Source organism: Rothia sp. HMSC058E10, from assembly GCF_001809415.1.
In the GTDB taxonomy this organism is placed as follows: domain Bacteria; phylum Actinomycetota; class Actinomycetes; order Actinomycetales; family Micrococcaceae; genus Rothia; species Rothia dentocariosa.
In genome coordinates this window covers 118,261-132,739 of record NZ_KV797630.1, presented here as the reverse complement: position 1 = coordinate 132,739, position 14,479 = coordinate 118,261, and the positions used below count along the sequence as shown (strand labels likewise).

At 56.2% G+C, this 14,479-nt stretch carries 5 protein-coding genes; all 5 read left to right on the top strand.

Annotation, left to right across the window (positions count from 1 at the left end):
* Nucleotides 1–37: 37 nt before the first annotated feature.
* Nucleotides 38–2,920, top strand: coding sequence for a choice-of-anchor M domain-containing protein (locus HMPREF2609_RS06245; RefSeq protein WP_246825602.1), 2,883 nt, complete (start codon nt 38–40; stop codon nt 2,918–2,920).
* 251 nt (nt 2,921–3,171) lie between these two features.
* On the top strand, nt 3,172–5,124 hold the full coding sequence (locus tag HMPREF2609_RS06240) for a serine/threonine-protein kinase (RefSeq protein ID WP_246825601.1): 1,953 nt from the start codon (nt 3,172–3,174) through the stop codon (nt 5,122–5,124).
* 170 nt (nt 5,125–5,294) lie between these two features.
* Nucleotides 5,295–8,474: a 1,4-beta-xylanase gene (locus HMPREF2609_RS06235; RefSeq protein WP_070535815.1), complete on the top strand. Its 3,180-nt coding sequence runs from the start codon at nt 5,295–5,297 to the stop codon at nt 8,472–8,474.
* Nucleotide 8,475: 1 nt separating this feature from the next.
* A complete protein-coding gene (locus tag HMPREF2609_RS06230) occupies nt 8,476–9,831 on the top strand; it encodes an ABC transporter substrate-binding protein (protein ID WP_070535812.1) in 1,356 nt (451 codons plus the stop codon).
* Between the two features lie 79 nt (nt 9,832–9,910).
* Nucleotides 9,911–14,248: an FtsK/SpoIIIE domain-containing protein gene (locus tag HMPREF2609_RS06225; RefSeq protein ID WP_070535809.1), complete on the top strand. Its 4,338-nt coding sequence runs from the start codon at nt 9,911–9,913 to the stop codon at nt 14,246–14,248.
* Nucleotides 14,249–14,479: the final 231 nt, after the last annotated feature.

Sequence of the window (14,479 nt, the reverse complement as noted above, 5' to 3'; positions counted from 1 at the left end):
AGTGATAGGCTGTGTATGCAAAATGAGAAAGGTTGTCATGTACACGAAATACACACATCGTCGTGCGCTGAGTGCATCCCTTGCTCGTATTTCCGCAGTAGCTCTGCTGGCTCTCGCTGGCGCATCGCCTATGCTCCCCGCGCATGCGGGACCCGACGACGGGCGCATTATTACTACTCAGGGCCATGTTGATGCCCCGAAAACCTACTGGGAAAACGGCGGTTTCGCACTCAAAAACGAAGCAAACCCCTATAAGACCGGTGCCGATCTCTACGACCTCGACAAGACCGTCAACTGGGTGGGGAAGGGATGGGATGGTCGCAACGGTGCATCCCAATACACTCTGACCCTCACTGATTCACCCAATCTGCGTTTTCTGGGCGAACCCGGGCAGACTCTCTACATGGCACCCACCCTGACCTGGGGCAATCACGATCCTATCTGGGCGGGGCTGGGTTCATCCGTCAAAATCCCTACTGAAAAATTCCGCGACGGCATTTACGCGACCGATATTCTCTCGGTCGAAGGTCCCGGCCGCATGGAGCTTTTTCGCTACAACCCCGATGAAGGACCTGCGGATGTGAACCGCATCCTATCGAGCACAAGTACCGGGTGGCACTCCTGGCTGCTCAGCAAAGGAAGCCACACGCATAACACCACAACCTTCACACGACCCGGGCGTTATGTGGTGACCTATCGCACGGTAGCGCGCGGCACGGACGGATCAATCATTCAATCCCCGCCGCAAAAACTCGTGTGGCAGGTGGGTGGGCGTAAACCCATTCTCGGTGACGGAACCCCGAACGCGGTACCGACCATTGACCGCTACAATGCTGCACCCGTCGGGAACCTGGACTCCGCCAAATACGTGCTTTCCGTGGCACCCCACAAGCTCGATCCCGACCCCGCGAAGAACAAGGATGCCGACGATAAACTCAGCGACATCACCTTCACCGCAGCCGATAAAAACCTCAGCGGAACGCTCACCCTCTACAACAACGGGTACTTCCTCACCGACCTTGAGGTAAAAAACGGCACCGCCACCTGGAGCGAGATGATGGGCGGCGAATCCTCGCATCTGCAGGCTGTCTTCACCCCAAGCGGGAACGAGGGCGCGCGATGGATTTCGCATAAGCTCGCCTATGAACCCGGGCACGCCGAGAGCGTATACAGCGACGACGGCACTGGAGACTGGCCCGTTGAAGAGCCCGATGGGCGCAATACCGTGCTTCCTACCGCTCAATACACCCCCGCCAGCGGCGACTACACCGTACGCACCGTGCCCTCCACGCAGGAAGGGTACCGCACGCTTGAGGTGACCTTCGCCGACCCTAACGTTCGCGGGTTTATCCGGGGCGGGTTCTACGCCCCCAACGACTACGAATACCCAAAATTCGATATAGAAACCACGATCGACAACGGGGTAGCGCGCTTCACCTACCGAGAAGACAGCTACTTTGAGAACAGCGAACTTATCGTGAAAGTGCTGCCGCATCCCGATATGAATGCCCGCACTTCACAGGTGAAACTCACCCAGAATTATCAGCGCGGCGGCGATTACAGCGCCACGGGAACACTGGGTGCGGATGCGCCCGCCGCAAACCCCCAGCCGGGCGACTCACACACCCCGGAACCCCAGTCAAGCCCCTCCGCTGACCCGAGCGGTCCCGACCCCAACGATGCGCCGCCCAGTGCATCCCCCGCCCCGGCGGCTCCCGAGCAGCCGAGCGCAAGCCCGACTCCCTCACGAGATGGGGATGCACAAAACACGCAAAACCCCGCACCGAAGGCGCCCGCCCCCATGCCAACCTGCGAGGCGGGCAAGATCGACGGCCGCTATAAAATCGGCGACGGGCACCTGGACCTTCAAGCACAACTGCGTGATAACCGGCTGGAACTGGGGCTCAAAGACGATAGCGGACTCATAGATGCGGACTCGGTGGTGCGCCCGCTGGATACCGTGGTGTGGACCGTTAGTGATCGTGCCCGCCGCAGCCGCAACGAGCACATGAACTCGCCCAAACTCGACTTTATTGGACCGGTCGGAACCGCGTTTTACGGGCTTCCGCAAACCCAGATGCGCGGGCTGCCCTGGCCCGGGTACAGCACCCAGGATGTGGACTACAGCAGACTCGACGGCGGCGTAACCCTGCATGTTGTTCCTCGCAGCATGCCGAAGGGCGCGCGATTCGGCGTCTTCACTGAGTCGTTGACCGGCCCCGAGGTTCTGCTGGATTCGACCAAAAATCAACATAGTATATCGATCGACTACGCAACCCACGCGCACGCCAACTGGGTGTTTACCGAGCCTGGGCATTACATGTTTGACGTTCAGTACACCGCAAAACTCAAAGACGGTACTGAGATCACAAGTAAAGTCCAGCAGCTTGCCGTTGCCGTCGGGAATGAGGCAAGCAACGCATGCTCCTTTACCACAGCGTCAGAGTCGGGCAAGGGCACAAACGACGGTTCATCCTCCGACCAGAATGCCGGGCAAGACTCCTCGGCACGGGTGGGCACCCCTCAGGGCGCCGTGCGCGTTCCGGATGCCTCGGCGGATGCGGCGCATCCGCACAACCCGACCGAACCGCAGGATGCCTCGGCAGCCCCGCAGAACGGTACAGAGGGCACGAACCCGCAAGGTTCTGAGCAAGCGGCGAACCCGGGAACAGCCCAGAGGGCGGGTACCCAGGTTGGTGCAACTACAGAGAACGGCACGGTCACCGGATCGTCAGGGAACGGCGTATCGGGCGGTTCAGATTCGGGTGCATCCGGTGTGGTTCAAGGGTCTGCTGGCGGTGCATCCGCGGGCTCGAATGCGCTGGCGCATACCGGATTTGCCGTGATTCCCGTGGTAATCGCGGGTGTTGCGCTTCTGGGCACTGGTGCTGTTTTGGTGATCCGTCGTCGGCAAAAGTAGCCGCGGCGTAAGACACCGAACACGCATTACACCTTATGACCTCACCGTTTTCACAAAAACGGTGAGGTCATAACCGTTTAAGAGCGTGTTGAGCAAGGGTTTTGGCGGGTAGAGCAGCGGGAGCGCCATCCGTTTTATACCCCCTTAAAATCCCCGCTGACCGTGAGCAAAAGGCTGAATCTTGCGGATGCGCCGGTTACACTAGGTATAGCCGTGAGACCTACCCGAGCACTAGAGCGTGAGGAGCAACCGTGGACGATGCAATAACCGGCATGCGCGAAGGAGCGCCGCTAGGATCCGCCTTCACGCTCATTTGCGCGGTAGGTTCCGGCACGGTCGGCACCGTCTGGGCGGTATCACGTAAAGGCTCATGGGCGCTGTATGCTGCTAAATTCCTCAAGCCCGAATACCACAAAGACAGCGAATTTCTTGAGCGGTTCGTGCGCGAACGCACCGTGCTTTCGCAGCTGCACCACCAGTACATCGTGCCGATCGAAGACATGGTGGTTGAGGGCGATAACCTGGCGATCGTCATGGAATACCAGCATGGCGGAAGCGTGCGCGAGTTTTTGCAGAAGCAGAAGAACCTGCTGCCTGGCGAGGCCTTCGGCATTGTTGAGCGCGTGCTTTTGGCGCTGGAATACGCGCATCGTTCCGGGGTTCTGCACCTAGATATTAAGCCCGATAACGTGCTTTTATCGGGGCATTACGGTGATGCCCTCGTGGAGCAGGTGCGGGTTGCCGACTTCGGTATCGCCACGCTCATGGGGCAGACGGAGAGCCAGGGTTTTTACGGTACGCCCGCCTACATGTCGCCCGAGCGTAAAGCCTATGGAAGCTCGGATTCCTCAGCCGATATTTATTCCGCCGGTGTTATGCTGCACGAGCTTCTGGTCGGCGCCGTTCCGCTGGTGGATGCGGATTCTGCCGTTCAGATCAGCGATCACCTTCCCGAGGATGTGCGCACCGTCCTTGAGAGTCTTATGAGCCTATCGCCCAAGAACCGCCCGCAGGCCGCGCAGGCTGTGGCGCAGGTTCGGGCTCTGCGCAAGAAATACCAGGATGCCGACCGGTTCGAGTATGAGGAACGTGCCTCAGAAAATCAGAGCACCGGTGGTCGTCAGCGCACGGTTATTCGCGGCGGCGAGCAGGCACCCGCTCAAGCCGCGTCGGATAACTACAGCACCCAAGTACCCGAACTGGGTGAAGCCTCACATCAGACGATTATCCGCCCGGTGACCGAGGCGCCGGTTGTCGAAGAGGAAGAAATCGACGAAGAATTTGAGAATGAGCAGCCGAGAACGGTTGCCTCACAGCTCAAACGCCCGCTCGTGTGGGGGTCGATATTAGGTATTTTGGCGCTTATCTGCGCGTGCGTTTTCGTCTTTATCAATAGTTCCGGTGAGAAGAAGCAAGAGGGTCCAAAAGAGCATTGGACCGCATCCTCAGGCACGAATTCGCCCCTGCCGAGCGGCTTAGGCACCCGCCTGGAGGCCGACTATGACCCGTCTTCTCATACGGCGACCGTGAAATTTGAGTACTCGACGCAAAAATCCGGGCTGCACGGCGATATTCTGCAGGTCATTCCCGGGCTGAGCACCGATTCCTGCCCGCAAACCACGTGGAACCAGGCGAGTGAGGCCGAGGAGATCCGCAAAAACCAGGCCGCCATTACCGGGCTGGATACGAAATGCGCCTGGAATGTGAGTAACCTTAAGATTCCGGCGAACTCTGCCGTAACCATGAGCGCCAAGATCGATATCGATATTCCCGATCAGAAGAGCCTCGAAAAATGGCTGGGGGAGATCACCAAGAAGACCCAGACCGCCATTAGCGACCCGGACGTGAAGTCGGCTTCGTACCCCATTCAGCGCATCCAGAAGATTGAGGTGCAGGTGCCCAACCGCGTGGTTAACCAGTCGGCGGTACCGGTTACCCTGCTGCCGGTGTGGCCCAGCGGCAAGGATGACCTGAACCCGCTCATGAAGCTGCCGCAGACCGGCACCCCCTCCCAGGCCATTACCTCGCTGGCGCCGGACACGGGCGATATCGCCTTCACAGACGGATGCTCCGGTCACCTGTCGATTTCAGCGGATCAGAAAAATGTGACGGCCCTATCGGTTGCTCCCCAGTGCAAGCTCAACGTTCAGGTGGGTAACTTCACAAATCTGCAAAGTAACGCTTTCAGTATTACATCACGGTAATTGAACATCTGTTGATCGTGCGACAGAGCGTTAAGATTGGCATATTTCCCGCACATTCTACTCATGGCGCGGTAGAATACCTTTAAGTTGCCTCGAACGGTTTACTCAACGCCACACACATACGATGCAACATTACTGTCCATAAAATCAGCCACCTTCCGGAGTGCCATATGTCTACACGCTTCGACGCGTCAGAATCACGGCTGACGTGGAAGAGCCGCTGTGTGCGGGTGCCTTTAACCATCGGGGTCATTGGCAGTTTGCTCCTTGCGGCATGCTCCTCGTCAGACCAGCAGAATAGTGATCCTACCTCGCCCGGGCAGACGACCCAGCAGAGCGAACAGCAGGTGCAAAACCCCACGCACGTGCTGCAGAACGTGAATCTTAAACTTGCGAGCAACGGTAACGTTTCTGCTATTGACACCAACAATATCTATGTCAATGAACAAGAGCACAAGAGCTCCAGCAAGACCATCAACTTCAAGGTCAAAGACGTTATTAACGACGTCCCGGTGCGCGTCAGCACCCAGTACCAGAGCTCCAAAGGCACCGGTACAAACCTGAAAGACCTGAACGGGTACTCCGGCGAGCTGACTATTAAGGTCACCGTCGAAAACCTTACGCTCAAGTCCCAAGAGGTAAGCTACGATGCGGGCGGCACCAAGCGCACCAACCAGGCGCTCGTCGGTGTTCCGTTTACGGTAGCCGGGTCGGTTTCACTCGATAACGTGAAATCCAACCAGATCATTACCTCCGGCGATAAGACGGACGACAGCGCAACCAACGGCGTGATCAGCACGACCGGGGACGGCAAGGCGAATGTGCAGTGGGGTGCGATCCTGGCGCCTCCGACCTCCGGGGCAAGCACATCGTTCACGCTGAAGGTGAATGCGCAGGACTTCAAGGCACCCGATTTCGATATCGCGGTTCAGCCGGGGTTCGCCTCTGACCTTTCGGGTGAGAGCGTGCTCAACAACAGCTTCAATAAGAACGACGCCAACCAGGTTGCGATGCTTCAGCGCACTATCGACTTGGTGAACAACGTCGATTCGACGATTACCAGCGCCAGCTCGCAGGTGAACGAACTGCGCTCCAGCCTGGACAACACCTCGGACACCCTGGGTCAGGATGCCGCGAAAAACCTCCAGGCTAACAGCGAGAGCCTGACCAAGCGTATGGCGGAGCTTGACGGGCAAATTCAGTCCCTCAAGGATGACCTTGCCAAGACTGCCGACGGTAACAAGAACCAGCTCATCAGCCAGCTGGAAAGCACCGTGAACACGATGGATACCCTGCTGGGTGATACCTCGCAGGTTCCGAATGTCTCGGTTTCGCATCAAAACGGGTCATGCACCGTCGATCGCGGTGCAGCCGGAGGCGGATCGAGCGTATACGGCAACCTCGTGCAGCTTTCCCAGATTCTCAACAACTATGCCGATGCCAGTGGCGACTGCCAGCATGCCCTCACGGACTCTCTGCGCCAGACCATCGGGCCGGATAACCCCAGCCCTGAGGTCTGCCGTGATGGTTCTTCGGTCACCTGCTCCCTGTACGGTGCTTCGGTCACCTCGCAGGCAAGCCTGATTGGCCTCGTCGCTAATGGTGAGAAGCTTGTGAACGAGCTGCAGCCTGAGTACCTCAAGGGTGCCAACAAGAACTACCGTGCCCTGCGCGGCGAGGTAGACAACCTGACGAAGTACCTGCAGAGCGATGAAGGCAAGAAAGCCATTCGAGACCACCAGCAGAACGGTGACGTCACGGAATCGCTCAAGTCTAGCCGCCGGTCGGTAGATGAGCTCAAGAAAACCTCGGATGAGCTCACCAAGGCGCTCAACAGCCTGCACAGCAAGGCCGTGGCGGCGCGCAACGACGTGAGCGGAAACTCGAACTCTATAGACCAGCAGAACGAAGATATCGCTAACGAACTCTGCAAGCTCTCGGTAGAAAACGGCGGCAAGCTCTCGCAAGAGGAAGTAGACCGCCTGCGCTCCTACCTGACTTCTACGCCTTGCGGTGAGACCCCGAGAACCCCGCAGCGCGATCAGAATAACCAGAACCAAGGCGATCAGAACACCCCGAACAATAACCAAAACGGGAACAACGGTAACCAGAACGACCAGAACCAGGGTCATCAGGATAATAACCAGAACACCCCCAATAACAACCAGAATGGTCAGAACGATCAGAATGGCCAGGGCGGTGCGCAGGTAACCCCGCAGAACGACCCGACTGAGAATGGTCAGAACGGTCAAAACGATCAAAACGGTCAGAACCAGAACACCCCGAACAATAACCAAAACGGGAACAACGCTAACCAGGGCGGCACCCCCGTAGTCCCGGCAGCGCATCGATTTGCTGCCGACAAGCTCCAGGCACCCGAAGGTTACGGGCAGGCTATGGACGAGCGCCTGAACAACCAGGCACGCGCTTGGGACGAGGTTATCAAGGAAACCGATCTGCAGAACCCGACCACCCCTCTGGCGCAGAACGCCAAGGGATTCTCCGACCAGGTGAACTCCCTGGACTCCGCGCTCAGCTCGGTTGAGAAGGCATATGCGGGCGAAGGTGACGACCAGAACCGTGATCGTGATGATCGCCAGAACGACCCGAACTCCCTGGATGAAAAGCTCAAGTCGCTGACTAGCGCATCCGATGAATTGGGTAAGAACCTGGATGAACTTTCCAGCCAGCACTCCGAACTTTCGGAAGCCCTCAAGAATGCGTTCAAGGACTCTGCTGACGAAACCAGCAAGAACATCAACAACCTGATTTCGCAGGAGATCCGCCAGGTATCGGCTCAGGGTTCGGCAGGTGCCGATTCCATTCAGAATTCCTTCACCAGCTCGATCTACGGTCTGGCGGAAGCCTCGAACGTAATCGTGCGCGATGCCGGTAACTCTCTGGAGGCGCAGCGCCGTGACATTGCCGGTAAGGTTGAGAACCTCAAGGCATCCCTGGATGGGGTCACCCAGAGCTCCCTGGAGCAGCTGGATGCGCGCACCGGAAACGCCAGCCGCGACCTGGCGGGTGCATCCGTGCTTCTTGCCGACGACCTCAACAAGGTTATCCTTGACCTGGGCGATAGCCGAGTCGATGGTTCGGGTCTGCTGGGCGCGTTGAAGACGAACGCCGCGAAAGCTGGTGCCGCCGACTTCCAGCTGGCGCTTGCCTCACAGAACGCGCAGGGTTACACCAGCGTTCGTGCCGAGGATATTGCGGCCGTGCAGCTGCGGCAGGCACAGTTCAAGGCGTCCTTGGAGAAGCTCAAGTCCCTGCCCTCCTTCCACCTGCCTGACGGTGGTAAGGCCGAAGTGAAGGTGGTTTACACCTTCCACATTGGGGACATGTAGCGTGACCCCAGAGCCTCAGCTTGAGGAAGAACAAACCTCCCGAAGGGTACCCCTGACCATCATTGGCTGGGGTGCCCTTCTGGGGGTCTTGTTGTTGGTTATTGTGGTGGCAGCTCATCTGCTGCGACCGGATATTCGGCCCCTGCGCGCACCCGGCGATACCGAGGCGATAGCCCCCGTTGTTCCGCAGGAAATTACGCTGCCGAACAACAATAATCGCGACGCCAAGATCGGGATTATTATGACCTACGGCGAGGATGCGGAAGGCTCCGAATGGGTGCTCCCTGCCCAGGGTGCTGCGGTGGCCGCGCATCGTCTGGATCTTGGTAAAACCCCCGTTCAGCTGACGGTCGCTAACGATAAGGGAACCCCTGACGGGGCTCGTGATGCCGTCGAAAAACTCAAATCTGAGGGTGTTCAGGGGATTATTATTTCTTCCTCGGGTGAGCATATTAAGGGTGCGACGAGTGCGGCACGTGAGAGCAGCATCCCGGTGATTGAGGTCTACGACAGCGTAGATACCGGGCGCGGAGTCTGGAGCCTGGCCCCCACCCCCGAGCAGCTTTCGCAGGCGTATATGCAGGCTTCGCAGCCGAGTACCCAGAGTATTGTGATAGCGCCCAAGGATACTGAGGTGAAGATTCCGCAGGTTGCCGCCAAACATGCGTACGACCGCGATACCGATGTGCGTGAGCTGGCGCAAGACGTCAAGAAAGAGTCCCAGAGCTACGGGGCTTCGGCGAATATCTTCGTTTCGGGCTCGGCAATTCGCCAGGCCAAAATCGTCAAAGAGCTGCAATACGCCGGGGTGACGGCTCAGATTCTTTTGAGCCCGCAAGCCGTATCGCCCATTTTCGCGCGAACCCTTGTGGCTGAGGGTGGCACGGTCTCGGCAAACCTGACGACCGTCGGGTACAACATGTCAGACTCTTTGGCTTTGCAGTCCGATGACCCCGGGCGGGGGCTCGCCGCCTTCCTCGAAGCGGTGCGTGTTATGGGTCAGGATTCATCCTACATGACCCTGCAGGATGACCAAGCCTTCAAATCTGCCGCCCCCTATGCGGATGCGCGCTCCCACAACGCGGTGCTGGCGTTCGCCTATGCGATCGATAAGGTTCACGAACGCAAGCCGGAGGCAGTCACCCGCGTGCTGGAGAGTATGAGGCTCGATGCCGCTCAGGCAATTGCGGGCGACGCACTTGATTTCACTCATGAAAACCCAACGACTGCGCCCGTGCAGACACTTCATGCTACGGAGCAGAGCTTGGGGCTGCGACCCGAGCCGAGCAACGATCAGGAACCGCGCATCGTCTGGTTTGCAGAGCGTGGAACTCGAACGGAAACCTACAATGAATAGCAATTGACTAGTATATATTCCAAATAAAGAATATAAGATGCCGTCTTGTACAGGGCTGTGAGATCGTCAAAGGAACAGTATGCGAATCCAAATATCCCTCGAATCTTTTCAGAAAAGTATCGAACTCGATTCGTGGCAGGAGAACACCACGCTGAGTAGTCTCATTCTTGCCGCCGGAGGACCTTATTTTGAACTAGACTACCCCCTCTACATCGATTCTCAGCCTGTATATGGCGGCACCCAACTAGGGGCTGTAGTTCTTCTTGAGGGGAGCGTAATTAGTCACCAACCGTTACCTTCAGCGCAACCAGTACAAGGTTGGAATGTAACCCTTGCTGGCGGTCTTAACTCTGGTGTTGTAGTGCCATTACCTCACGAACGCCCAATGATTGTAGGACGCTCTCCCAAAGCTGATATTGTCTTACCTACCGACAGCGCTTCTTGGGAACATTGTCGCCTTGAACTCTTGGAAGAAGGGGTCAAAGTCACCGATGCTGGCTCCACAAATGGAACTTTAGTAAATGGGGTAAAGGTTCCTGAAGAAGGTTTCGAGGTTACGGACTTATCGGTGATATACACGGGTGGAGCTGTCCTATTAGTACGTCCGCAATTAGTGGAGAACCCCGCCCCAAAACCAGGCGTGCTCCCAAATCTGACCCCAGTGCGTACCTCTCCCTTTAACCGCCCACCACGTCCAGGTATGTTGCCTGCTGCAACCCCTCTTAAACTTCCCAAACGTAAACAGGTTTCAAAACCATCTAAATTTAGCTACGCGACCGTGCTGAGTCCGCTTGTGTTTGCGATTGCAATGGTTTCTCTTTTGGGCGACATACGGTTTGCTTTCTTTGCTTTTCTCAGCCCGGTTGCTGCTTTAGCATTGTGGATAGAACAAAAATGGCGTTTTAAGCGCGAAAAGCAAGAAGAAGAAAATCGTTTTGCGCAGGAAGTTGAGAAACTAAAAGAAGATCTTGAAGGCAGCTATAAATATGAACGGGTAAGGCTGCACGACCAAGCACCTGATCCAGCTAGTGTGATGCGTCGTGTTCATCTGCCCAGTACTGAGCTTTGGCAACGGCGTTTTTCCTCATATGACTTCTTGAGCCTGCATATTGGATATGGAGATTACCAGTGGATACCTGAGTCAGAAGATCATTCATCTGTAGAGCAAGAAAAAGAGGTCAAAAAACTCTTAGATAACTCGAAGCTACGTGGTGCTCCTATTATCGCTGATATTTCTGATGCTGGTGTTATTGGAATTGTAGGTAATCGGGAGGGTGCCCTTGCCCTAGCGCGCAGCCTCGTGATGCAGTCCGTGACTCACTGCGGACCCGCTGACCTCACCCTAGGCGTCTTCTTCGACCGCGGAAAAGAAGACGAATGGTCGTGGACCTCGTGGCTGCCGCATACCCGACAGAGCGGATCTTCCACGGGTGGCCGATGGATTTCGCAGGATTACGAGCACTCCAACGCTATGCTCAAAAACCTGCAGCAAAGCATCGACGGGCTGCTAACCCCCGGCCTGATGCTGGTGATCGACTCTGAGGTACTCACTGAAGGCCGTGATGCCCCAGCCCGTAAACTCTTAGGGTACGGTCGGGGTGAAAACCCGCACCGCCAGTCCAGCCGCGATAAGGTAGTGCATAAAGCGTTTGGTATCGTGATTGCCTCGTCCGAAGAGCAGCTTCCTGCTTCGTGTACTGTGGTTATTGACGTCGGTGAAGATGCTGCCGCAACATTTACTGAGCCTGAAAAACGGCGCGTTATTGAAGACATTATTATCGGTGGTATATCGCTAGAGGATGCGACAATTACTGCCCACCAGCTTGCGCAGTTCGACGACCCCGAGCTCATCATCCCCGGTGCGGGTCTGCCCGGGCTGGTGCGCCTGCCCGAACTCACCGGCATCGGCACGCCGCCCACCGCCCAAAAGATTATTAACACCTGGCAGAAATCCACCGGATACAGCACCGAAATCGGCGTTGGGGACCAAGGCGTGTACACCCTCGACCTCGTCAAAGACGGTCCGCACGGTCTTGTCGGCGGTACCACGGGTTCGGGTAAGAGTGAATTCCTGCGATCCCTCGTCGCCGGTCTGGCGGCCCATAACGACCCCACGCGCCTCAACTTCATTCTGATCGACTTCAAGGGCGGCGCGGCGTTCAAAGCCTGTGAACGGCTGCCGCACACCATCGGCACCATCAGTAACCTCGATGAACAGCTCGCAAACCGTGCGCTGATCAGCCTCGAAGCCGAAATGGAGAGGCGGCAGCGACTCTTCGCCTCCGTGGGGGAAGGCGTCGACAACATCATCGAATACCACGCCACCAACCCGCCAGAACCCATGCCGCGCCTGCTCCTCGTTATCGACGAGTTCGCCATGCTCGCCAAGGACTTCCCCGATGTGCTCACCTCACTCGTGAGTATCGGTGCCGTGGGCCGTACCCTCGGTGTGCACATGATCCTGGCAACCCAGCGGCCCGCTGGCGTGGTGAACAACGATATCCTGGCGAACACCAACCTGCGTGTTGCGCTGCGCGTGCAGTCCAAAGAAGACTCCTCCAACGTGATTGAGGTGCCGGACGCCGCATCCATCGAGCGCTCGCAGATGGGCCGCGCCTACATTAAACTGGGGCAAACCGACATCACCCCCATTCAGACCGCGCTGGTAACCGGGTACAGCGGCGTTGTCGAACGAGACCCCATCGAAATGCGTTCGACGAGCGTTTTTGGCATTCCCTCGGCACCGCGTGCCCTGCCGAAACCAAAGAAGACCGATGCGAACGACCTCGACAACCTGATCGACGCTATCGTCGAAGCCAACCACGAGCAGCACTATGCCCCGCCGCGCAAAGTCTGGCCCGAAGCGCTCGGCGATAACCTGCCGTTGAACGGATTCGAGAAGCCCCTTTACGGGATTGACGAAAGTGCTCCAGCAGATAACGACACCCCGCTGGTGGGAATGTTAGAAGGGGACACTGTGTTCTGTGCTTTGGCTGATATCCCCGAAGAACAGCGTCAAATCTCACAAGGCTGGAATATAAACCGCAGTAATCTGCTTCTCTTGGGGGCACCCGGTAGCGGTACTAGTACTACGCTTATATCCTTAGCCTTAACGCTGTGTCTGAATACTTCTCCGGATCAATTCGATATGCTCATCCTTGATATGGGGGCAGGTACTTTAGCGCCATTACAGAACTTACCGCATGTAAATTCCTATGTAGGCCCCGGTGAAGGCGCTAAGGAGAAGCAAACACGATTCCTGCGGCACCTCATGAATGAGTTGGAACGGCGCCGTTCTAATCCTGTAGGTAACCGCAAACTTATCATTCTTGTTGATGGTTTCGGCACCCTGAGGGATGAGTTTACAGACTACTCTGGTACCGACTATCTCAGTGCTTTCTATCGTATTTATGCTGATGGACCAGCTTTGGGAATGCATTTTGTTATCACCAGTAGCCGTGTGAAGGGTATCCCTTCGGCTATTGACGATATTTCATTACAACGCTGGCTCTTCCATCTAGCGGATCCCTATGATTATTCTGGATATAAAATTAAAGGTACTGATATTCCTGCTGCTGTACCTGGTAGGTGTGTTGATAGTGCTACTATCCGCCAAATGCAGATAGCTATCCCCGCAGTTGGCACTGACTTAGCCGTCGAGCGGGTAGTGCAGTATTGGGGTTCCAATAACAAACCAGACGTTATTGGGCATCTACCTTCACAAATTTCGCTCTCTCAGTTGGGTGCTCAACCTTCTATTAACCATGATTGTTGGACCATACCGGTGGGTGTCGCGGAACATGATCTAAAACCCATATTTTTGGAACTCTACGAAGGCGAACACGCGCTTATCGGCGGATCACCGCGTTCCGGCAAATCGACCCTGCTTCAGGCTATTGCCGACTCGATGAAAGACCTCCGTGAGCGGAACTTCCATGGAGATAACGGTTTGGAAATTCCGCAAATTTGGGTGGTTTGCGGCAGGCGCTCGCCATTGATGCATCGTCAGTTTGATCGTATGGCAACAAATGCTGAAGATATTTCTGCCTTGGTTACTGATGCCCGCATGTCAAATACTCCTGTCCTAGTCTTAATTGATGATGCTGAGCGGATTGAGGATAGTGATAATGCTATTACCAATCTCCTCGAGAGTGATTTACCACTTGTACGAGTGATCGCTTCAGGTAAGCCAGGCGAATTGCGCACCATGTATTCCCACTGGACGAAAATACTGCGTAAATCGCGTACTGGTATGCTCTTGCAGCCGAATACCGATTATGATGGCGACTTATTCTCTACAAATTTGCCACGCCGTTCACCAGTGGCCCTAACTCAAGGGCGTGGATACGTGATTCTGGGCGGGGCACCTATACTAGCCCAGATGGTAAGCCCCGATGATATGGAGAATAGGCGTTAGTCATACCAAGTATGGATAAATAACGTGTGGGTCTAGGTGTCACTTCAGAGGAATATAGCACCTGAGACCCACATTTTGGTTATTTTAGTAGATTCTATTTCCTGGCAGTGGTGGTATTCGATTTTCTGAAATCTTGTATTGGTTTTGTTCAGGATGGGGAATCTTGTTCATGGGTGCGCTCACTACTGGTTGTTGGTTCCAGGCGTGGGTTCGGTGAAGGCACCACAGGGC